The sequence below is a fragment of the Bradyrhizobium sp. JR4.3 genome, from assembly GCF_040547695.1.
GTDB lineage: Bacteria > Pseudomonadota > Alphaproteobacteria > Rhizobiales > Xanthobacteraceae > Bradyrhizobium > Bradyrhizobium canariense.
The window spans coordinates 26,989-48,058 of sequence record NZ_JBEPQF010000030.1 but is presented as its reverse complement, the minus strand read 5'-3'; the positions used below and the strand labels follow the sequence as shown (position 1 = coordinate 48,058).

Below are 21,070 nucleotides of genomic sequence, written 5' to 3'. Positions count from 1 at the left end.
GCTTATTTGCTCTACTGGTTGCTGTAGGTGGTGCCCTTCGGCAACGGCAGCACGGCCTCGCGCTGCGCCTGGCTCTTGGGCCACACCACGGAGGACTTGTCGTCAATGTACTGGATCACGACCGGGAACGAGCGCTCGTTCTGCCCGGCCATCGGCGTGCCCTCGCCGTAAAACTTGACGCCGAAGCCGAGCATGGTGCCGCCCTCGGGGATATCGGTATCGAGCGCAGCCTTGCGCAGCGCATCCGGATCAACCCCGCCATATTTCTTGATTGCGCGCGGCAGCACGTCATTCATGAACACATACGTGTTGGACGCACCGATGCCTACATGCGCCGAGCGGATGGCGACGCCGGGCCGGATCTTGTCGAACTCCTCGCCGACCATCTTGATCACGGGCGGGAGCTTGGGATCCATGGTCTTCTGGTTGGCAAGCCAGATCGAGATCGGGTCGGTGTTGAAGATGTAGGTGGCATCCGTGCCCATGCCTTCCTTCAGCTTCTCGTAGACGCCGTAACCCGCACCGTGTCCCATCAGCGCGCCGAACTTCAGCCCCTGCTCGCGCGCCTGACGCAGCAACAGCGTGATATCAGGGTTGTAGCCGGTGTGGAAAATGACGTCGGGCTTGGCGCGCTTCAGCTTGGTCACCAGCGCGGAGAGGTCAGGCGCGGTGGCCGAATAACCCTCCTTCATCACGACGTTGAAGCCCGCCTTCTTCGCGCCGGCCTCGTTGCCCCTGGACACGTCGACGCCATAAGCGCCGTCTTCGTGAATGATGGCGACGCGCAGATCCTTCGGCTCCTTGTCGAACTTCGCCTTGGCGTTCTGCGCGATGAAATCCATCGTCATCATGCCGAATTGATCGCCGCTCGCCTGCGGGCGGAAGACGTATTTATAACCCTTCTCGTTGAACACGGCCGACGAGATGCAGGTCGTCATCCACATGAACTTCTTGAGCTGCTCGACGCGAGCGGCGACCGGCACGCATTGAGCCGAGGAGAAGAAGCCGAGCACCATGTCGACCTTTTCCTGCTCGAGCAGGCGGACGGATTCGTTGATCGCGATGTCGGGCTTGCTCTGCGCATCGGCATAGACTGCTTCGATCTTGTAACCCTCGACGCCGGTCTTGGCGAAATGGTCGAGAACGATCTTTGCCCCGATATAGCCGAGTTCGGAGCCGCCGCCGGCGAGAGGCCCGGTCAGATCGAAAACGACGCCGATCTTGATCTTCTTCTCTTTGCCTTGATCCTGGGCCTGGGCGGACAGCGCCAAGCCCGTCGCTGATATCGCGACCAACAGCCCACGCACCAAACGGGCAGCCATGCGCACGCGCATCAGAACCTCCCTAGACGATTGTGCATTGCATTCTTTTTGGTTTTGTATTTTTACCCATCACATGGGCTGGGCGCAGCGATGTCAAGCCTCGCGCATCAGCGCGACGCGAACTGCTGCTCGACAAAAGCCGTGACAAATCGCGGCATGGACGGCGTGAGATCACTCATCCCGCGCACGAGATGGATAGCCGACAGCTCTGGCTCGGCCTCGGCCGCAAGATTGGCTTCGATCCGCGCACGCGCCACATCACCCGGCATGTCCAGGTTGATAATTTGCAGCATCGCAATCGTTGGGCCAGTGACGACGCAATGCCAGTCGGGCTCGATCCGATAGTCGGCCGCGGTCAGGCCGGTCTCTTCCTCGAGTTCGCGGATCACACTGCCGGGAATGTCCAGCGTGTCACCCCTGACGTCGCCGAGATCGGGCGTGCCCGACGGGAAATAGATCCGGCCTGCATTGGCGGTGTGCTGCGCCATCTCGCCCATGACGAAGGCGCCGTCGGAGGTGAGCAGCGCGCCCATGCCAAAGCCGTTGAACACGGCCTTGTCGGGAAAGCCCCAGTCGCGCCAGGCGAGGAAGCTCGCGAAATCCGTCTCGAAATAGGTCGTAGAGAGATGGCCGTCGGCGAACATTGCATCGCGCCCGAGCAGGACGCCACCGTTCCAGAGTTTTGGTCGCTCGCGCTGCTTCTCGGCGAAATGCGCCGCGATCTCGTCACGCCGCTCCTCCGCGAACGGCCAGACGATCGGCCGCACGGCAAGATCAAGCGTCGTGACGCGATGGATGATCGGTGACGTCATGACGCCTGGTTACCGAGACTTCGCGTCAGTTATTTGGCGCTCCCCGTGGTCTTCTTGGCCTGCTCGACATACTTGTTGGTGAAGGTCTTGCTGACGTCGATCTTGGCGCTCGCGACCTCGGGCGATCCGACGCTGAACACCGCGAGCACGGCGTCAGCGCCCTTCGGATCCATCTTGCCGGTCTCGGAGTACATCGGAATCGTGTTCTTGAGTGCCGCGAGATAGAGGTCCTTGTTCTTGCCCACCGTCTCCTCCGGCATCTTCGCCATGATCTCCTCGGGCGAGTGCGAGTGGATCCAGGCGAGCGTGCCCAGGATCGCGTTGGTGAGCGCCTGCGTCTCCTTCTCGTGGCCGGCGACCCAGGCCGCGGTCGAGTACAGCGCGCCGCCCGGATATTCGCCGCCGAACGTCTCGAGCGTATCCTTTTGCGTGCGGGTGTCCGAGAGGATGCGCAGATCCTTGTGGCTGCCCTGGAGCACGGTCACGGACGGATCGAGCATCACGGCCGCGTCGATCTGGCCCTGCTCCATGGCGACGACCGCTGTGGCACCGAGGCCGACGCCGATCACGGCGGTGCTGGCGGGATCGACCCCGTTCTTCTTCAGCATATACTTCAGGAAGAAGTCAGTGGAGGAGCCGGGCGCGCTGACGCCGACCTTCTTGCCGGCAAGATCCTTAATCGACTTGATCTCGTTCGTGTGCGACGGCGAAACCACCAGCACAAGACCGGGATAGCGGTCATAGACGACGAACGCCTGAAGCTCCTGCTTCTTGGCCGCGAGGTTGACGCAATGGTCGAAATAGCCGGAGACCACGTCGGCGCTGCCGCCGAGCACGGCCTTGAGCGCGTCCGAGCCGCCCTTGAGGTCCACGAGCTCGACATTGAGACCGGCCTTGTCGTATTCGCCGAGCTGTCTTGCCAGCACCGTCGGCAAATAGCACAGGCACGAGCCGCCGCCGATCGCGATGGTGACCTTGCTTTGCGCCGCGGCAAGACCGGTGGTGAGCGTCAGCGCGAGCAGCGCGCCCGCGAGCCTGGCTATCGTGTTCTTCATTGGTTTCCTCCGTTCGGCTGGCGGCACCATAGAGCAGCGGGGCTGGCTTGAGAAGCAGGACCGAAGGCGCTGGCCATCGGCCTTTCGGCGCAATAGCATGAGCCCACAAGAACAATTCTTGATGGGGAGGATCATCCATGAATCGCCTTGCAATCGGACTGTCGATCGCCACCGCTTTTGCCGCCGGGTGCGGCGCAACCCACCTGCTGCGGCCGGCGCTGGCTGCGGAAAACATCACTCCGCAGATCATCCACACCGGCGAGATGGAGGGCGACGCGCTCGGAAACGCCAACGCCGTCGGCTTCCGTTCCAAGATGTTCGCGAGTGCCGACGGCGCCACCATCTCGATCCAGGTCGGCAATGTGCCCAAGCACATGCATCCCAACACCAACGAGATCCAGTACATTCTGGAGGGCACCGGCACGATCTGGTTCGGCGACAAGGAAGTCACGGTGAAGCCGGGCGACCTCGTCATCATCCCGAAGGGGACGCCGCATGGCGGCACCAAACCGATCAGCGGACAGGTCAAGGCGATCGCGATCAAGACGCCGCCGCAGGCGCCCGACGACACCAAGTTGCTGGATTGAACTTTCGCGATCCGGGCTCGCGCGACGCGCGGGCCCCTTTCGGCCTAGCCGCGCCCGTCCACGGTCGGCCGCCAGACCAGCAGCCTCCGCTCCACCAATGTCACCCCAAAGTCGATCAGGATGACGAAGGCCGACAGCACGAACATGCCGGCGAACACCCCGGCGACGTCGAAGATGCCTTCAGCCTGCTGGATGAGATAGCCGAGCCCCGCCGCCGATCCAAGATATTCGCCGACGACCGCACCGACCACGGCAAAGCCCACCGACGTGTGCAGCGAGGAGAACATCCACGACAGCGCCGAGGGCCAATAGACGTGCTGCATCAGCTGCCGCTCGCTCATGCCGAGCATGCGGCCGTTATCGAGCACGGTACGGCTGACCTCCTTGACGCCCTGATAGACGTTGAAGAACACGATAAAGAACACCAGCGTGACGCCGAGCGCGACCTTGGACCAGATGCCCAGCCCAAGCCACAGCGCGAAGATCGGCGCCAGCACCACCCGCGGCAGTGCGTTGACCATCTTGACGTAGGGATCGAACACCGCGGCGACCAGCGGCTGGCGCGCGAACCAGAAGCCGATCAGCACGCCGCCGGCCGATCCGATCACGAAGGCCAGGATCGATTCCGTCAGCGTGATGCCGAGATGCTTCCAGATCACACCGGACGAGAACCATTTGACGATCTGGGCGAAGACATCGACCGGGTTGGAAAAGAAGAACGGCGGCAGCAGGATCTTGCCGAACACGGGCACGGTCGAGAGTAATTGCCACAGCGCGAGGCAGACCACCGCGACCAGCACTTGCAGCGCAAGGAGAGTGACGCGCGACATCACACCGCCTCCGCCGCTTGGGTGGACTGCGCATAGCCCTTCATGACCTCGTCCTTGAGCACGCTCCAGATCTCGCGATGAAGCGCATGGAATTCCTTGTCCAGCCGCACTTCGAAAATGTCGCGCGGGCGCGGCAGGCTCACGCGCCAGTCGCCGATGATGCGGGAGGACGGCCCCGCCGACATGATCACGACGCGGTCGGCGAGCGCGATCGCCTCTTCCAGATCATGGGTGACGAACAGCACGGCCTTGCGGTCGGCGTTCCAGAGGTCGAGCAGCAGGTTGCCCATCACCTGCCGGGTCTGCGCGTCCAGCGGACCGAACGGCTCGTCCATCAGCAGGATCTTTGGATCGCGGATCAGCACCTGCGCCAGCGCCACGCGCTTGCGCTGACCGCCGGAGAGCATGTGAGGATAGCGGTTGGCGAAGGCGCCCAAGCCGACCGAGGTCAGCCATTTCTGCGCCCGCGGGAGTGCCTCGCTACGCGGCGTGCCGCTGACTTCGAGCCCGATCGCGACATTGTCGAGCGTGGTCTTCCAGGGGAACAGCGCATCGGCCTGGAACAGATAGCCGGCATCCCGGTTCAGCCCGGCGAGCGGCTGGTCGAATATTTTGACGCTCCCGGCAGCCGGCTTGAGCAGCCCGGCCGCGACGTTGAGCAGGGTCGATTTCCCGCAGCCGGTCGGGCCGACGATGGCGACGAACTCGCCCTGCGCGACCGTCAGATGCGCCTTCTCCACCGCCGTATAGACCCGCCCGTCCCCTAGCTGGAACGCGACCTTGGCGTCGTCCAGCGCCACTGCCGTAGGCGTTATCATGTGTTCCCTCCGAACTTGGCCCGATGCCTTAGCCGCTCGCGCGGCCAAGTTCAATCAAGCCGCCAAGCGTGCTACGCATGGGCGTTGTCATCCCCTCCCTCCTCCAATCCTTGGGGCGGGTCAGCGCAGTGAGGCCCGCCCGATGCCGTCCAGGCCGATGATCGGCTATGCCCATGTCACCAAGAGCTTCGGCGCGCTCAAGGCCGTGGACGATGTGTCACTCGACGTTGCCGAAGGCGAGTTTGTGGCCGTCGTGGGCGGCTCGGGGTCGGGCAAGACGACGCTGCTGCGGCTGGCCAACCGCCTGATCGAGGCGGATGACGGCACGATCACGGTCGAGGGCGACGACGTCCAATCGGTCGATCCGGTCGCGCTGCGGCGCCGCATCGGCTATGTCTTCCAGAGCGGCGGGCTGTTCCCGCATCTGAGCGTCGCCGACAATATCGGGATCACGCCGAAACTGCTCGGCGTCCCGGCAGCGGATATCGCGACGCGAGTCGATGAGTTGCTCGAGCTCGTGCAGCTCGACCGGGCCGCGCACCGCGAGCGGCTGCCGGATGCGCTCTCGGGCGGCCAGCGCCAGCGTGTCGGCGTGGCGCGGGCGCTCGCGGCACGGCCCCGGATCGTGCTGATGGACGAGCCATTCGGCGCGCTCGACCCCCTCACCCGCGATGCGCTCGGCGACGATTTTCGCGAGCTGCACCGCAAGCTCGGCCTGACCACCGTGATGATCACCCACGACATGACGGAAGCGATTTTGCTGGCCGACCGCATCGCGGTGATGCGCGGCGGGAAGCTGCTGGCGCAGGGCACGCCAGTGGAGCTCTCGAAAAGCAGCGACGCCTACGTGCTGGAGCTGTTGCGGACGCCGCGACGGCAGGTGGAACGGCTGAACGCGCTGCTGCCGCAGAGCGGGGCGGCATGAGCCTTTTCACCGATCCGCGCTGGGGCGAGGCGCTGGCGCATTTGCCCGACTATCTCGGCAACCACGTGCGGGTGAGTCTCGCCGCGCTTGCGCTCGGCCTGATCGTCAGCCTGCCGCTGGCGATCCTGACGCGCAACCGCCCCACGCCGCGCGCCGTCCTGCTCGCGCTCGCCAGCATCGTGCAGACCGTGCCGGGGTTGGCGCTGCTCGCGCTGTTCTATCCGCTGCTGCTGCTCGCGGCCTCCGTGACGCTGGCCTGGTTCGGCGTCTCCTTCTCCGCCTTCGGCTTCCTGCCGGCGGTGCTGGCGCTGGCGCTCTATTCGATGCTGCCGGTGCTGCGCAATGGCATCACCGGCCTCAACGGCATCGATCCCGCGCTGATCGAGGCTGCCAAAGGCGTCGGAATGACCGCACGGCAGTCGCTCGTGATGGTCGAACTGCCGCTGGCCCTCCCCGTGATGATGGCTGGCATCCGTACCGCCGCAGTGTGGGTGATCGGCACCGCGACGCTGTCGACCCCGATCGGGCAGACCAGCCTCGGCAATTATATCTTTGCCGGGCTCCAGACCCAGAACTGGGTGTTCGTGCTGTTCGGCTGCTTTGCCTCGGCCCTGCTGGCGCTCGCCGTCGATCAACTGCTCGGCCTGATCGAGAGCGGCCTGCGCCGGCGCAGCCGCGTGCGTACCGCGCTTGGCGCGGCCGGGATCGCGGCACTGGTCGCCGCAACATTGGTGCCGACGATGGGGCGCTCGTCGCAAAGCTATGTCGTGGGCGCCAAGACGTTCGCCGAGCAGTACGTGCTGTCGGCGTTGATGCGGGACCGGCTGCAGGCGGTCGGTCTTTCCGCCGTCGCACGATCCGGTCTCGGCTCGAGCGTGATCTTCGAGGCATTGAAGGCCGGTGATATCGATCTCTATGTCGATTATTCCGGCACGCTCTGGGCCAATCAGCTTCACCGCACGGACATCAAGCCGCGCGCGGAGCTGTTGGCGGAGCTGCAGACGACGCTTGCGAAGGAGAACATCACGCTACTCGGCGAGCTCGGTTTCGAGAATGCCTATGCGCTGGTGATCCCGAAGAAGCGGGCGGAGGCGCTTGGCATCCGCACCATCGCCGATCTCGCCGCGCATGCTTCGACCCTGTCGATCGCCGGCGACTATGAGTTCTTCTCGCGATCCGAATGGGCGGCGCTGCAAAAGGCCTATGGCCTCTCGTTCCGCGCCCAGCGCCAGATGCAGCCGGACTTCATGTATGCGGCGGTCGCCAGCGGCGAAGTCGATGTCATCGCGGGCTACACCAGCGACGGGCTGATCGCAAAATACGATCTCGTTGCTCTCGACGATCCCAGGCACGCGATCCCGCCCTACGATGCCATCCTGCTGCTGGCCCCGAAGCGCGCCGGGGACGAGCGGCTGCAGGCTGCGCTGAAGCCGCTGCTCGGCAAGATCGACATCGCGACCATGCGCGAAGCCAATTTACGCGCCGCCGGAAATGACGCGAATTCGTCCCCGGATGCGGTGGCCAAATGGCTGTGGGAGAAGGTGGGTGGGCGGTAAGCCGCGCCATTCATTCGACGACGTTGGAGGACGCTACAACCCGCGGATCATCCCCGCATCGATCAGCAGCCGGTTCAGCCGGCTCGCTTCGGCACCGTCCTTGCAGCCGTAGAAGATGCCCTTGCAGCGGAGCATGATCTCCTTCTGCTCGGCGAAGGACGGATCGAGCGGGATGCCGGCGGCTTCCTGGATGACCAGCGGCAGATACGGACCATCGACCGTGTCCATCACGGCCTCGCTCTTCACCGGGTCGAAATTGACGGCGTCGATCGCGTAGTAGGTCGCGTAGAGGCGGGGGTCGTAGGCGTCGAGCTTTTTGCCGATTGCACCCTCGTCGAGCCCGGGCTCGAGGATAGCAGGCGCAAACTCGGGCTGATGATCGCCATAGCGCACGATCAGGAAAGGCTCGCCGGGAAAATTCTTCTTCAAGCCCGCGAGGAAGGCCTTGTACTGCTCGGCGCTCATCGCCTGCCGGCGCAGATATTCGTCGATGGACGGCACATTGCCCGGTGCGCGCCAGTTCGGCAGCAGATCCGGGCGGAAGCGCGTCTCCCAGGGGAAATGATTGGCGCCGAGGTAAATGAAGGTAAACAGCGGCTTGTTCGGCGTCCGCTCGCCCATCAGCCGGAGCGCCTTGTCGTAGAAGAAGCTATCCGGCTCGACATCCTTGGCGCCGAGATCCTTGGAGTCGAGGAAGCGTTCGACGCCGGTCGTCATCTGAAAACTGCGCGCGGCCATGAAGCCGCCATAGGCGGGGTAGAGCGACATCGTATCGTAGCCGCAGCGGCGCAGCGCCAGCGGCAGGCCGCGCTCGACACGGCCTGTCGCGATGCGCGTCACGAAATAGGCGAAGCGGCCGAACGAACGCGACGACAACCCCGCGAGCACATTGTATTCGGTGAACCAGCTCGGCCCGCCATTGCTCTCGGCCAGAAAGGTGCGCTCCTTGCCGTCCCAGGATTTGAAATGGCTGCCGTAGCCAGCCGGCACCTTGATGCCCTGCGCGGCGCGGATGTCGAAGCTCGATTCATCATGGACCATGATGATGTTCGGCCGCCGGCCGGCGGGATGGCAGGCATCGACCAGCGGCATGTTGAGCCGTTCGTTGGTCGAAGCGGCCGACTCCATAAAGCCGTATTGCGCGAAGTCGGAGACCGCGCTGACGCCGGAGCGGAAGAACTTCGAGAGATAGCCGTCGTCGTAATAGCCGCGCCAGGCCTCGTCCGGATGATAGAGCGAATAGCCGACCAGCGCGGCGAGGCAGGCGAGCTTGCAGGCGAGCGCCGGCAGCCTGCGGATGCGGAATGGGTCGAGCCACCACAGCGCATACATCAGCGGCAGCGTGACGAGGCCGGCCCCGATCACCGACCAGCGCAAATTCGGGAAGATCGTGAACAGGAACGCGACCGTGTCGCGGTCGATCATCATCAGGTCGATGAAGTTGACCGTCATCTGCACGACGTCGTGCTTCAGCCGTGACAGCAGCACCAGCACCACGACCATGGTCAGCGACAGCGCACCCGAGAGCGCCGGACGCCGCAGCAGCATGATCCAGAAGAAGTTGAGGATGCCCCAGGCCAGCACGAAGGAGAGCCGTGCACCGAAATCCGTCTCGGTCTCGTACATCAGGACGAGCGCGGCGAGATGCGGCGCCGCAACCGCGAGCAGCCGCCAGATGCCGAGCGCGGCGACGCTCGCCAATACGGCGGTCGTGGCAGAAGGACCTGGATTGGGCGCGGACGCCATTGACGACACGCAACTGCTGGTCCGGCACGGTGATGCCGAGCCGGCTGACCGGGCCTGCGGCGTTCGGCGCAGCCGGAAGGCCTGCACCGTGTCATAAAACTGTAATTGAACGGTCACGGACAAGCAACGCGTGTCGCGGTCCGACCTTCGCTTAATGTTAGCGATGGGCGAATGGGCCGCATGGGCCAGCCACGCTTAAGCTTTGGCGATGCCCGCGATGAAGAGGTCGATGACCCTCTCCGCCATCCGCTCGATCTCGCCTCCTCCGGGTCGGCGGCGGGTGCCTGTTCCAGCGCCACCTCGATCTCGGCCCGAAAGCGCGGCTGCGCCTCCTCGGCCGCCGCTGACATGGATGCGTCGCGGTTGGGGAAGTGCCGGAATGGTGCCCCCCGGCGAAACCGCGGCCCGACGTGCGGCAGAGGCGGGCTGAACGTCGGTCAGCCCTGCGGCAGCAGCCCGAGCCGCTTGGCGATGATGCGGTCGACCACACGTTTGGGCAGCGTGGCCGTCATCAAATGTCGCATCCGGTCCGGCGTGATCTGGTAGCGAACCTTGGGCCTCTCGGCGGTGAGCGCCTCGAAAACGACCTCGGCGATCCGCTCGGCCGGCAGCCCGGTCTCGCCGAGCTTCATCATGAACGCCCTGACCTTGTTCAGCGCCGGCAGATAAGGCGAGTTCTGGTAGACTGAGAGATCGATCTGCTCGGCCTTACTCCAGATCGGCGTCTTCACCGCGCCGGGGGCGACGATGATGACGTCGATGCCGAACAGCATCAACTCGCGGCGCAAGCTCTCCGACAGGCCTTCGATGGCGTGCTTGGAGGTACTGTAAGGCGCCGACAACGGATTGCCGTTCTTGCCCGCGACCGAGCTGATCATCACGATCCGTCCTTTCGGCCCCTTCAGCGACGGATCGGCGCCGAGCAGCGGCCCAAAGGCCTGCGTCGCGATGACCGGGCCAATGACGTTGATCTCCATCTGCCGGCGGAAGTCGTCGACCGACAATTCGAGCACTGGCCCCGCCACCGCGACGCCGGCGTTGTTGACGAGACCGGCCAGCGTCTCACCGCCCAGAGCCTCGCGGACTTTTCGCGCAGCGGCGAGGACCGCCGCCTCGTCGGTGACGTCGAACAGCAGCGGCGTGAAGTTAGCACCGAATTCACCCATGAGCCGATCCGCATCGGCCTGCTTGCGGACACTACCGAAAACACGATAGCCGCGCCCGACCAGAAATTTCGCAATGGCCCAGCCGATGCCGGTGGACGCGCCGGTGATGACGACGGATCGCATGGTCTTCCCCCAAGAGCTCCCGCATCATGCAGGGGAAAGGTGCTGGGGCGCAATGCCGTTAGTGGACAGGACCCGGGCCGGCACGCTCACGGAGCCTGTAGAACTGGAGTGCAGCCTTCGCCGTATTTGGACTCAACCGAAGGAAGCTCGCGAAGCACTGCTCCAATCGCTCTCGGCTCTCGTGAGCCTCACCGGGGTAAAGCGTCAGGATTGCCTTCGTCGTGTCCCAGGACAGACCGATCGCCTTCGCGAGGATGAGAATCTGCTCGGGCTGCGAACGGACCACCGCACGCTCAATCGCTCCGATCGGCAGGTCGCTCATGAGCGATAGCGCGACGGCCGTCTTGTCCAAGCTTCGCTCGCCGATGAAGCCGAGTACGCGTGCCTCGTCCAGTTGCCCACTCGAATACAGGGACGTCACCTCGGCCAACGCCCGGGCGTGCTCGCTGGAGCCTGCCCGCGCCATCGCTTGCAGCTCATCGGAGCCCTCCGCAATTGCACGCCGGGTCAGAGCTGCCTGGCGGGGATCGGCTGCCTCCAGCTTGGATCTCACCATCTCAGATGCATGGACGAACAACTTCAACATGGTCTCACGAGGAATATCGGGCCGAGCCCAGATGCACATCGCGAGCGCGCCGTTGTCCCGCGCCCGGCTGAGGAGCTTGGACATTCCGTTAGTCGAGAAGCTGGCGCCGTCGTTGCCGGCGGTCCGCATGGCGACATCGTTGTTGCCGCGCTCGAGGAGGGCATCGGTGACGGGTTCCGTCAACAGGCTGCGGCCGGCGATAGCCAGCAGATGATCCTGGCTCTTGGTCCGCGCATTCTCCGCCAAGCTCGCCTCGTCGAGCTGTGGTGAGTGCTCCAGGACCGGCGCCGCCACCTCGGGCGCGTCGTCAAAGGCCAGCAAGCGGATCGTCCGACGCGGCGCATCGGGCAATCCTGAAAGCCGGCTCCCGAACGCCGCTCGCGCGGCGCATTCGATATTCTTGAGGAGCGCGCTCATCACCTCGTCGAACAGGTCGATCTGCTCGTCGGTGAACTTGCCTGAGCCGACCACGAAGAGATCGGCGACCTGGCGCAGGAGTTCGGCGCGCTTCGACAGCTCCCGGCTCGCCAGTGCGATCTCGAGCCGGTCGATCAGACCGTTCTCCAGAGTCATCTCTCGTGTCCTGGCGGTTGAGTTGCATGTATTTCGACGGAGGTCATGGGATCACGCGACGTTTCGCGCCTGTAACGGTGAATCGAAACAGATTTCGGAATTCGGCACGGGCCGTCCGATCAGATAGCCCTGTACGTAGTCCACTCCTGCCGCAAGGAGGGCGTCCAACTGCGCTGGGGTCTCGACGCCCTTGGCCACCGTCGTGACATCAAGACCGCGCCCCAATGCCACAGCGGAGGCGACGACCGCGGCGCAATCCCTTCGCGTCGTGCAGCCCTGCACGATCGCCCGGTCGATCTTGAACTTGTCGAATGGGAAACTCTGGAGGTAGCTGGCCGCGGAATAGCCTAGCCCGGAATTGTCGAGGACGACGCCGACACCGAGGTTCTTCAGTTGTCGGACCGCAAGCAAGTGAGCCGCAGGATTCCCGCCCAAGAGCGCAGCGTCGGGAATTTCGAGTTCGAGGCGTTCGGGCGATAATCCCGATTCAACCAGCGCGCACAGCACGACGTCGAGCACATTACTCCTGTGGAACTGGGCGGCACCCATGTTGACGGCGACTCTGATGTGCGCCGGCCACGCGGCCGCGTCCAGGCAGGCCTGTTGCAAGATCCATTCACCGAGCGGCAGCATCAATCCAGCCTGCTCGGCGACATCGAGGAACTGCGAAGGCGCCAGCACGCCCCTCGATGGATGGTGCCATCGCACGAAGCATTCCAGCCCGGTCAGCGCGCGCGTTCCGGCCTCGATCACCGGCTGGTAGTGCAGCTCGAACTCGTCGCGGGCCATCGCCTCCCGCAACTCGCCCTCCATCGACTTCTGTGTGTCGGCAGCCACGGTCATTTCCGGCTGGAAGATTCGGAAATCATTCCGGCCTGAGGATTTCGTCGCGTAGAGCGCGACGTCCGCCTTCTGTAGTAATATCTCCGCGTCGATGCCGTGCTCGGGCGCGAACGCGATGCCAATGCTGGTACCGACGCTGACACGGTTGCTGCCAAGATCGAACGGTTGCTCGACCAGACGAATGATCTTCAGCGCCAGCGCGATGGCACCTTCTCTCTGATCGCTTTCGTTCTCCTGGATGATCGCAAATTCGTCGCCACCGAGGCGGGCCAGCACATCGGTATCTCGCAGTGATGAGCTCAGTCGCTGCGCGACCTCGATCAGCAGCTGATCGCCTGCGGCGTGACCGAGCGTATCGTTGACGAGCTTGAACCTGTCGAGATCGAGCATCAGCACGGTAAACGTCGTGCCACGACGCTGCGACCGCCTTGCCGCTTCATCGAGCTTTTCCGCAAACACGGCGCGGTTCGCCAAGCCGGTGAGCAGATCGTGCTGGGCCAGATATGCGATCCGCTTCTCGTTTCTCGCCCGATCGGTGATGTCCTCGTGGGTCGTGAGCCAACCGCCGTACTGCATCATGTGGCGAGCAATCGCGATCACCCGTCCGTCCGCAAGCTCCCGCGTCTCACTGAGCTGCTTGACGTTCTGATCGAGATAGACCTCCGGCGCGACATCGACGAAATGCGTGCCTTGCTCGCGGCGATATTCGAGAATTTGCGCCAGTGTGGTTCCGCGCCTTATCCGATCGGGGTCAATATGGTAAATGTCGCAATAGCGCGCGTTCGACACCACGATCCTCTGCTCCGCATCGAACATGCAAAGCCCCTGAGCCATGTTGTTGAGGGCGGCATCAAAGCGCATGTTGATCGCCTCGAGTTCAGCGGCCTTCTGCGCCAACATTCTCTCGGCGCTCTTTTGCTCGGTGACGTCTTCGTGCGTCGCGACCCAGCCGCCATCCGGCAACGGCTTGCGCTGGATCAGTATCTGCCGGTGGTCTCTCAGCTCGTAGTCCTGCTGGCGCTGGGTCGGCATCAGCCGGACATGCTGGTCGACGCTGAGCGGACTGGATTCGCCGCGATCCACGTAGTGCTGCAATATGAGTTGCAGGGGCGTACCGGGCCTGACGAGTTCGTCGGGCAGACCGTACATCTGCTGATAGCGACTATTCGATACCACGAGGTTTTTGTCTGCATCGAACAGGCAGAGCCCTTGGGACATGTTGCTGATGGCGACGTCGAAACGCGTGTTGATGCGTTTTAGCTCGGCAGCATTTTCCGCCAGCAAGGTCTCGTCGCGCCGCTTCTCGGTGATGTCCTCATGGGTCGCGACCCAGCCACCATCCTGCATCGGCGTACGCACGATCGAGATGATCCGGCCATCGGCGAGCATGACGATCTTCGGAGTCCGGTGTCTTGCGCCGTCGAGGAATTCCTTGACGTCGAGATCACCCCCGGCGCTCTTGTAGTGGCCGACGATGCTGCCGAGCGGCGTTCCAGGTTCGACCTGCGCCTCAGTGAGATCATACATCTCACGATAGCGGCTGTTGGCGATCAGCAGCTTCTCATCGGCGTCGAACATGCTGAGCCCATGCGGCATGTTGCTCAATGCCGCGTCGAAACGGGAACTCGCGGCCGCGAGTGCGTTTGTTTGCCGTCGCAGCAGCAAGGTTCCGATCAGGATGATGGTGACGATCGCGGCAGCCGGCGGGCCGAAGGTGTAGAGATGCCGATACCACGGCTGCAGCACGTAATCACGCGAATAGGTCACGACCAGAACCAGCGGCAGCCCGGATACGGCCTTGTAGGCCGCAATGCGGTTGATGCCGTCGACGGGACTCGTCAGTTCGTATGAGCCCGCTTCCGAGACTGGCAGATACTGGGTAAACATCGGGCCGCCAGCAACAGACATGCCCAGCACATCTTTCTGTTCCGGCACGCGCGCCAGGATCCGTCCGTTGCGATGGATCAACACGACGGAGCCGCCCGGGCCCAGATTGATCTTGCGATAGATCTTCAACAGATAGGATTGATCCAATGGCGCGGTCACGACGCCCGCAAAGCTCCCATCCGAATTGTTCAACCGGCGCGACGCCGCACTGAACCATTTATCACCGCCTGCCGACCGATAGGGCGGCGCAACGAACAACTCGGTGCCAGCGCCATCGCGTTGCGCGATGAAGTGCGGCATTTCGGAGATGTTGCCGCGCGGCGGCGCACGGTCGTAGGAGTGCGCAACGACGGCTCCGGATGCGTCGGTCCAACCAACCGCGACCAGGATCGACGAGCTCTTGACCAGTTGACGGAGCGCGGTGTTGGCCGCGCCGGCGTCGGCGTATTTTCCGGACAAGGAATCGTTGCGGATTGCCTGCGCCTCGAGCAGGACACGATCGATGTCTTCGAACATCACTGCGGCATGCTCGGCCAGGATGGCCGAAAGATTGAGAGCATCGGTTTTCGCAGAGGCGACCGCTTCTCGATAGCGAGCAGCCAGATCAACCAGAAACAGGGTGACGACAACGAAAGAAAACAGCAGCCCCAGGATCGTGACGGACGATCCCGGCGACCCGGCCAGCCTTCGCCAAGCTCTCAGCATTACATTTCTGTGGTTCGAGCGATCAGCTTCCACCATCGCCCGGTCGCACTAAGATTTGGTTGAGTTGCCTATCGCTAATTCACTCCGTAATCGTACGGAACTACGGCAGTAACTGTGTCGCAATGTTCGAAAAAGCTTAGAAAAACGCACCATACTACCGTGTAAAACCGGTTTCAGCAGGGCGCCTCGCGTGCGCGGTGAGCTAAGATCATTAGCGAGATCGCGCGGAGGCGGGACGGCGTCTCGCCACGTCATTCCAAGGCCGGCGTCCGCGCAAGCGCGGGAAACCGGCGAAGATGGACGGAGGCCCGGGGGCGCTCCGTCGCGCCCCCGGTAACCACGTCGTTGCCGTTAGTTCTTGCTCTTGTCGACCAGAGCGCCCTTCTTGATCCAGGGCATCATGTCGCGCAGCTTGGCGCCGACTTCCTCGATCGGGTGTTCGGCGAGCTTGGCGCGGGTCGCCTTGAACGAGGTCTGGTTGACCTTGTTCTCGAGCATCCAGTCGCGGGCGAACTTGCCGGACTGGATGTCGTTCAGAACCCGCTTCATCTCCTTCTTGGTCTCGTCGGTGACAATGCGCGGACCGGTGACGTACTCGCCGTACTCCGCGGTGTTGGAGATCGAGTAGTTCATGTTGGCGATGCCGCCTTCATAGATCAGGTCGACGATCAGCTTCACTTCGTGCAGGCACTCGAAATAGGCCATCTCCGGGGCGTAGCCGGCTTCGACCAGCGTTTCGTAACCGCCCTTGATCAGCTCGACCAGGCCGCCGCAGAGCACCACCTGTTCGCCGAACAGGTCGGTCTCGCACTCTTCCTTGAAGGTGGTCTCGATGATGCCGGCACGGCCGCCGCCGACGGCGGAGGCGTAGGACAGGCCGAGGTCGTGGGCGTTACCCGAGACGTCCTTGGCGATCGCGATCAGGCAGGGCACGCCGCCGCCGCGCTGATACTCCGAGCGCACGGTGTGGCCGGGGCCCTTCGGCGCGATCATGAGAACGTCGAGATCGGCGCGCGGATCGAGCAGGTTGAAGTGAACGTTGAGACCGTGCGCGAAGACGAGGGCGGCGCCCTTCTTCATGTTGTCATGCAGGTGCTCGCGGTAAATGTCGCCCTGGAGCTCGTCCGGGGTCAGCATCATGACGAGGTCGGCCCATTTGGCGGCCTCGGCGACTTCCATCACCTTGAAGCCGGCAGCTTCCGCCTTCTTGGCCGAGGCCGAACCCTTGCGGAGCGCAATCGCCACGTCCTTGACGCCGGAATCCTTCAGGTTCAGCGCATGGGCGTGGCCCTGGCTGCCATAGCCGACGATGACGACCTTCTTGCCCTTGATCAGGTTCAGGTCGGCGTCGCGATCGTAATAAACACGCATGGTCGTTTCCTCGTTCAGGGGCCGAAATCGGCCGTTGGTCAGGTCTTGTCAGTCAGGTCTCGGACGGTGAAATTTGCGGATTTCGGGGGCTGTCTAGAGCATTTTCGGCCCCCTGGGAAACCCGTTTCTGCATGGAAAGTCGGGGCATCATGCATCCATGACCACGGGATAGAGGGACGCCAGCAGCAGGATGGCCATCAGGATGTTGAAGGCGCGGACCAGCCGCACGGAGGTCAGGACCGGCCGTAGTGCAGTGCCGAAGAAGACCCAGGCTACCGTCGAGACCGTGCCCACGAGCAGGCTGATCAAGGTCTGGATCGCGATGTTGAGCGGGAATTGGGCGATAGCCGCATAGGCGGTGATGGTGCCGATCACGATCACCCAGCCTTTTGCGTTGATCCATTGGAACATGGCGGCGCCCAGGAAGGTCATCGGACCCCGGCCGTCTCCCTCGCCCGGCTTCGCCGGACCCGATAAAGCGATCACGGCGGAGAGGTAGACCAGGTAGGCGGCACCGGCATATTTTAGAATGGTCTGCAGGATCGGATAAGCCAGGAACACTGTGCCGAGCCCGAAGCCGACCGCTGCAATCATGAAGGCGAAGCCGATGACGACGCCGGCGATGTGGGGAATCGTGCGACGGAAGCCATAAGTCAGCCCCGAGGACAGCAACATGATGTTGTTCGGCCCAGGCGTGAAATACATCACGGCCATGAAGGCGAGGAAGGCATACAGCAGCGACTGGGACATGCTCACCTCACGCGGCCCTCGGCTGTGGTTCTTTGGAGACCGCCTCGGGGCGCTTCGCCAGCACCATCACAGCGATACCGCCGATCACCGTGAGCATGCCGGCAAGGCGCAGCGGACCGAAGCGCTCGCCGAACATGATGCTGGACGCGGCCGAGCCGACGAACGGCACTAGCAGCGCGAACGGCACCACTTGCGCGGTGGGATAGTCACGCAGCAGCCGGCCCCACAGCCAATAGGCGATACTGGTGGAGATGCCGCCGATCAACAGCATGCAAATGAGGCCGGTGAGCGACATGTGGATCAGCGACTGCCAGGTCGGCGTCGGTCCATTGACGACCAGCGTGAGCGCGAACAGCGGCACCGCGGTGGCAAGGCACAACCAGGCGAACAGATCGAACATCGGCACGCCGCGGGCGCCGCGCAGCAGGATATTGCCGACCGCAAAGCTGACCGGCGCGATCATCAGCACCGCGAAGGCACCGACGCTGAAATCATAGCCGACCGTGCCGCAGATCATCAAAAGGCCGATTGCTGCGATGACGATGCCCAGCGTCTGAACCGGCGTCGGCCGCTCGCCGAATGCGATCGCGGCAAAGCCGATCGTGAACAGCGCCTGGCTCTGCACGACGACGGAAGTCAATCCGACTGGCACGCCATGGGCGATGCCATAGGCCTGGCTCAGAAACTGGCCGAGAAAGAGCGTAAAGCTGATCGCGATCAGGAGCGACCAGGCGACTTTCGGCTTGCGAATGAACAGGCACGGGACCGCGGCAATGGTGAAGCGCATCGCCGTCATGAGCTCCGGCGAAAATTCGTCGAGCGCGATCCGGCTCGCCACGAAGGCAAGCCCCCAGATGACCGCCACCAGGATGGCGATGAGGATGTCGGCCGGCTTCATTCCAAACTCCTAACCTCTCCCGCTTGCGGGAGAGGTCGCGCCGAAGGCGCGGGTGAGGGTTCTCTCCTCTTGGGGATTCTCGATTGCGGAGACACCCTCTCCCCAGCCCTCCCCCGCAAGCGGGGGAGGGAGCGCAGCTACATCGTAGTTGCAGTTTGCTCTCACAGCTTTAGCCTTGCTTGCCGGCCTTTACGTGGAAGAATTGGGTTTCCGCAGCAGATAAGTGCCGTGCATCGGGGCGTGGTAATCGGCCGAGACCAGCGTAAAGCCGACGTCGGTCAGCATCCGCTCCATGACCCAACCAAAAGTGGAATACTCGTCGCGCATGTGGGTGACGACGCTTTCACGCGGCACATCGTGGTTCTTGATCTCGAAGTCGGCCCATTGCTCGACGTCGCGCTCCAAGGCGTCGGGCATCGAGGCGTAGACGATGTCGCGCAAATAGAACGTGGCACCGGGCTTGAGCGCGCGATAGATCCGCGACATCGCCACCGCCTTCCAGAAATCCGGCAGATGGTGCAGCGTGAACTCGCTGACGATCAGGTCATAGGATTCCGGCCGGTAGGCGAAGCTGAGCAGGCCGGCGGACTGCGTGCGCACGGGCGCCTTGCGGTCGCGCGCGTAGATCTCGGCGAGCGCCAGCATCGCGGGCGAGATGTCGATGGCGTCGACCTCGGCGCCCATGAGCGCAGCCTCGGTCGCGAGCACGCCGTTGCCGCAACCGATATCGGCGATGCGCCAGCCGCGCTGGACGCCGAGCATTTTCAGCGCCGCGCACGCCCGTAGATCGGCATCGTCGTGGCTGTCGTAGATCGACGCCACAGCAGGCCCGATCCCCATCCGGTTCCGCTCGTTATAATACCAGTCGCGCGCCAGCATGGCTCACATTCCTTCAGGCCCGCGACCAATCGCGGCAACACCGGTGCGCGACACTTCGACGAGGCCAAGCGGACGCATCAGGTCGATAAACTGATTGATTTTCTCGGTATTGCCTGTGATCTCGAACACAAAGCTCTCGGTGGTGGCGTCGATCACGCGGGCGCGGAACGCGTCCGCCAGCCGCAGCGCCTCGACGCGATGCTCGCCCTCTCCGCGCACCTTCACCATCGCCAGCTCGCGCTCGATCGAGCGCTTGGTCAGCGTCATATCGACGACGCGATAGACCGGGATCATGCGGTCAAGCTGATGCTTGATCTGCTCGATCACCATCGGCGTGCCCGTGGTGACGATGGTGATGCGCGAGAGATGCTTCTGGCTCTCGGTCTCCGAGACGGTGAGGCTCTCGATGTTGTAGCCACGCCCCGAGAACAGTCCGATGACGCGCGCGAGCACGCCGGGCTCGTTCTGCACGAGCACCGAAAGCGTGTGTGTCTCGTTCGGGTCGTGGCGCTCCTCGATGAAGTAGGCGGATGCGGGCTGGTTCATTGTCGTCCCCTCTATTCTCGTCTTTACGCCGTTGCCCGATCAGCGATCGGCGCATCCGTCCCGACCCAACCGCGGAACAGATCGAAATCGATATTGCCGCCTGACAGCACGAGACCGACGCGCTTGCCCGACAGTCTTGACTTGTCCTGAAGCGCTGCGGCGAGCGTGGCGGCGCCGGCGCCTTCGGCGAGATTGTGCGTGTCGGTCCAGAACGCATGGATCGCGAGCGCGATCTCATCGTCCGTCACCTGGACGATACGCGAGGCGCCCTTGAGGATGACCGCGAGCGCTTCCGGATCGGGAATCCGCGTCGCCATGCCGTCCGCGAGCGTGTTGCTGGTCTCGGTCGTCACGACGTGGCCCGCCGCGAACGACAGCGCGTAGGACGGCGCCTCGGTCGACTGCACGCCGACGATCTCGGTCTTCAGGCCGAGCAGATCGCGCGCCATGATGCAGCCGCAGATCCCCGAGCCCTGCCCGATCGGCACATAGAGGACGTCGAGATCGGGCGCGGCCCGGAGCATTTCGAGCGCATAGGTCGCCACGCCCAGCACCAGGTCCGTATGGAACGACGGCACCATGTGCAGTCCGGCGAACTGCGCGTGGCGCCCGGCCTCCTCGCGTGCGGCCTGAAAGTCCTCGCCATGTTCAACAAGCTCTGCGCCAAACGCCTTCATCGCGCGGTTCTTCTCGACCGAATTGCCGCGCGGCACATAGATCACGGCGGGCACGCCATGGCGGCTCGCCGCAAAAGCGAGGCTCTGACCATGATTGCCGCGCGTCGCCGAGATGATGCCCGGAATGTTCGGCCGTTCGCGCTTCAGCCGATCGAGATAGACCAACCCGCCGCGCACCTTGAAGGCGCCTGTCGGCGTGTGATTCTCGTGCTTGACGAGGACCTGCGTGCCGAGCCGCTCGGCGAGCAGCGGCCAGGCGTGCGCCGGCGTTGCCGGCACCGCCTGCCCCACGATCGCATGTGCGCGTTCGAGCTCGTTCAGGTCGAACATTTCACCTTCTCATCAATCCATCTCTCGCGACTGTCATCCCCGCGAAGGCGGGGATCCAGTATTCCAGAGGCCCCGAGAGCGATCG

18 protein-coding genes are annotated in these 21,070 nt (G+C 63.6%); 3 read left to right on the top strand and 15 right to left on the bottom strand.

Annotated elements, in window-relative coordinates; all coding sequences use genetic code 11:
• Positions 1-11 precede the first annotated feature (11 nt).
• The 3 genes from ABIB91_RS32695 to ABIB91_RS32685 all read right to left on the bottom strand — a co-directional run bounded on the left by ABIB91_RS32695 (position 12) and on the right by ABIB91_RS32685 (position 3,189).
• The gene (locus ABIB91_RS32695) at positions 12-1,334 is read right to left on the bottom strand and encodes an ABC transporter substrate-binding protein (RefSeq protein WP_354170640.1); all 1,323 of its coding nucleotides are present in this window, start codon (positions 1,332-1,334) and stop codon (positions 12-14) included.
• Between the two features lie 95 nt (positions 1,335-1,429).
• Positions 1,430-2,134, bottom strand: a complete 705-nt coding sequence (locus tag ABIB91_RS32690; RefSeq protein WP_354170638.1) for an NUDIX hydrolase — start codon at positions 2,132-2,134, stop codon at positions 1,430-1,432.
• Between the two features lie 29 nt (positions 2,135-2,163).
• Positions 2,164-3,189 carry an ABC transporter substrate-binding protein gene (locus ABIB91_RS32685; RefSeq protein ID WP_354170636.1) on the bottom strand — a complete coding sequence of 342 codons (1,026 nt, stop codon included), beginning with the start codon at positions 3,187-3,189 and terminating at the stop codon, positions 2,164-2,166.
• 137 nt (positions 3,190-3,326) lie between these two features.
• On the opposite strand from ABIB91_RS32685, the gene ABIB91_RS32680 reads away from it, so the two are divergent.
• The gene (locus ABIB91_RS32680; RefSeq protein ID WP_247288096.1) at positions 3,327-3,776 is read left to right on the top strand and encodes a cupin domain-containing protein; all 450 of its coding nucleotides are present in this window, start codon (positions 3,327-3,329) and stop codon (positions 3,774-3,776) included.
• Between the two features lie 44 nt (positions 3,777-3,820).
• On the opposite strand, the gene ABIB91_RS32675 is transcribed toward ABIB91_RS32680, so the two are convergent.
• Complete coding sequence (locus ABIB91_RS32675; protein WP_007601005.1) at positions 3,821-4,606, bottom strand: ABC transporter permease; 786 nt, start codon at positions 4,604-4,606, stop codon at positions 3,821-3,823.
• Positions 4,606-5,424: an ABC transporter ATP-binding protein gene (locus ABIB91_RS32670; protein WP_354170634.1), complete on the bottom strand. Its 819-nt coding sequence runs from the start codon at positions 5,422-5,424 to the stop codon at positions 4,606-4,608. Before ABIB91_RS32670 ends, ABIB91_RS32675 begins: the two co-directional genes overlap by 1 nt.
• Before the next feature lie 142 nt (positions 5,425-5,566).
• Here ABIB91_RS32670 and ABIB91_RS32665 point away from each other — a divergent pair, with 142 nt between their 5' ends.
• Both ABIB91_RS32665 and ABIB91_RS32660 read left to right on the top strand, forming a co-directional pair.
• Positions 5,567-6,349 (top strand): ATP-binding cassette domain-containing protein, encoded by a 783-nt coding sequence (locus ABIB91_RS32665; protein ID WP_354170632.1) that lies wholly within the window; start codon positions 5,567-5,569, stop codon positions 6,347-6,349.
• A complete protein-coding gene (locus tag ABIB91_RS32660; protein WP_354170630.1) occupies positions 6,346-7,905 on the top strand; it encodes a glycine betaine ABC transporter substrate-binding protein in 1,560 nt (519 codons plus the stop codon). Before ABIB91_RS32665 ends, ABIB91_RS32660 begins: the two co-directional genes overlap by 4 nt.
• Before the next feature lie 33 nt (positions 7,906-7,938).
• Here ABIB91_RS32660 and ABIB91_RS32655 read toward each other — a convergent pair whose 3' ends face one another.
• The 10 genes from ABIB91_RS32655 to ABIB91_RS32605 all read right to left on the bottom strand — a co-directional run bounded on the left by ABIB91_RS32655 (position 7,939) and on the right by ABIB91_RS32605 (position 20,985).
• Positions 7,939-9,651, bottom strand: a complete 1,713-nt coding sequence (locus ABIB91_RS32655; protein ID WP_219683477.1) for a sulfatase-like hydrolase/transferase — start codon at positions 9,649-9,651, stop codon at positions 7,939-7,941.
• Between the two features lie 437 nt (positions 9,652-10,088).
• A complete protein-coding gene (locus ABIB91_RS32645) occupies positions 10,089-10,940 on the bottom strand; it encodes an SDR family oxidoreductase (RefSeq protein WP_007600995.1) in 852 nt (283 codons plus the stop codon).
• Between the two features lie 58 nt (positions 10,941-10,998).
• A complete protein-coding gene (locus ABIB91_RS32640) occupies positions 10,999-12,099 on the bottom strand; it encodes a DUF2336 domain-containing protein (protein WP_354170627.1) in 1,101 nt (366 codons plus the stop codon).
• A 51-nt stretch (positions 12,100-12,150) separates the two neighbouring features.
• Positions 12,151-15,534: a bifunctional diguanylate cyclase/phosphodiesterase gene (locus tag ABIB91_RS32635; RefSeq protein WP_354170625.1), complete on the bottom strand. Its 3,384-nt coding sequence runs from the start codon at positions 15,532-15,534 to the stop codon at positions 12,151-12,153.
• 351 nt (positions 15,535-15,885) lie between these two features.
• Entirely contained in the window at positions 15,886-16,905 is a 1,020-nt protein-coding gene (gene ilvC, locus ABIB91_RS32630; RefSeq protein WP_007600992.1) for a ketol-acid reductoisomerase, read from the bottom strand.
• A 147-nt stretch (positions 16,906-17,052) separates the two neighbouring features.
• Entirely contained in the window at positions 17,053-17,655 is a 603-nt protein-coding gene (locus tag ABIB91_RS32625; RefSeq protein ID WP_354170623.1) for a LysE family translocator, read from the bottom strand.
• Positions 17,656-17,662: 7 nt separating this feature from the next.
• On the bottom strand, positions 17,663-18,553 hold the full coding sequence (locus tag ABIB91_RS32620) for an EamA family transporter (protein ID WP_354170620.1): 891 nt from the start codon (positions 18,551-18,553) through the stop codon (positions 17,663-17,665).
• 189 nt (positions 18,554-18,742) lie between these two features.
• Positions 18,743-19,432, bottom strand: a complete 690-nt coding sequence (locus ABIB91_RS32615; protein ID WP_354170618.1) for a class I SAM-dependent methyltransferase — start codon at positions 19,430-19,432, stop codon at positions 18,743-18,745.
• A 3-nt stretch (positions 19,433-19,435) separates the two neighbouring features.
• Positions 19,436-19,978: an acetolactate synthase small subunit gene (gene ilvN, locus ABIB91_RS32610; protein ID WP_354170616.1), complete on the bottom strand. Its 543-nt coding sequence runs from the start codon at positions 19,976-19,978 to the stop codon at positions 19,436-19,438.
• A gap of 23 nt (positions 19,979-20,001) precedes the next feature.
• Positions 20,002-20,985: a threonine dehydratase gene (locus ABIB91_RS32605; protein WP_354170614.1), complete on the bottom strand. Its 984-nt coding sequence runs from the start codon at positions 20,983-20,985 to the stop codon at positions 20,002-20,004.
• Positions 20,986-21,070: the final 85 nt, after the last annotated feature.

Coding starts and splice junctions, on each gene's coding strand:
- ABIB91_RS32695 (WP_354170640.1), bottom strand. CDS start 1,334: ATGCGCGTGCGCATGGCTGCCCGTTTGGTGCGTGGGCTGTTGGTCGCG.
- ABIB91_RS32690 (WP_354170638.1), bottom strand. CDS start 2,134: ATGACGTCACCGATCATCCATCGCGTCACGACGCTTGATCTTGCCGTG.
- ABIB91_RS32685 (WP_354170636.1), bottom strand. CDS start 3,189: ATGAAGAACACGATAGCCAGGCTCGCGGGCGCGCTGCTCGCGCTGACG.
- ABIB91_RS32680 (WP_247288096.1), top strand. CDS start 3,327: ATGAATCGCCTTGCAATCGGACTGTCGATCGCCACCGCTTTTGCCGCC.
- ABIB91_RS32675 (WP_007601005.1), bottom strand. CDS start 4,606: ATGTCGCGCGTCACTCTCCTTGCGCTGCAAGTGCTGGTCGCGGTGGTC.
- ABIB91_RS32670 (WP_354170634.1), bottom strand. CDS start 5,424: ATGATAACGCCTACGGCAGTGGCGCTGGACGACGCCAAGGTCGCGTTC.
- ABIB91_RS32665 (WP_354170632.1), top strand. CDS start 5,567: ATGCCGTCCAGGCCGATGATCGGCTATGCCCATGTCACCAAGAGCTTC.
- ABIB91_RS32660 (WP_354170630.1), top strand. CDS start 6,346: ATGAGCCTTTTCACCGATCCGCGCTGGGGCGAGGCGCTGGCGCATTTG.
- ABIB91_RS32655 (WP_219683477.1), bottom strand. CDS start 9,651: ATGGCGTCCGCGCCCAATCCAGGTCCTTCTGCCACGACCGCCGTATTG.
- ABIB91_RS32645 (WP_007600995.1), bottom strand. CDS start 10,940: ATGCGATCCGTCGTCATCACCGGCGCGTCCACCGGCATCGGCTGGGCC.
- ABIB91_RS32640 (WP_354170627.1), bottom strand. CDS start 12,099: ATGACTCTGGAGAACGGTCTGATCGACCGGCTCGAGATCGCACTGGCG.
- ABIB91_RS32635 (WP_354170625.1), bottom strand. CDS start 15,534: ATGCTGAGAGCTTGGCGAAGGCTGGCCGGGTCGCCGGGATCGTCCGTC.
- ilvC (WP_007600992.1), bottom strand. CDS start 16,905: ATGCGTGTTTATTACGATCGCGACGCCGACCTGAACCTGATCAAGGGC.
- ABIB91_RS32625 (WP_354170623.1), bottom strand. CDS start 17,655: ATGTCCCAGTCGCTGCTGTATGCCTTCCTCGCCTTCATGGCCGTGATG.
- ABIB91_RS32620 (WP_354170620.1), bottom strand. CDS start 18,553: ATGAAGCCGGCCGACATCCTCATCGCCATCCTGGTGGCGGTCATCTGG.
- ABIB91_RS32615 (WP_354170618.1), bottom strand. CDS start 19,432: ATGCTGGCGCGCGACTGGTATTATAACGAGCGGAACCGGATGGGGATC.
- ilvN (WP_354170616.1), bottom strand. CDS start 19,978: ATGAACCAGCCCGCATCCGCCTACTTCATCGAGGAGCGCCACGACCCG.
- ABIB91_RS32605 (WP_354170614.1), bottom strand. CDS start 20,985: ATGTTCGACCTGAACGAGCTCGAACGCGCACATGCGATCGTGGGGCAG.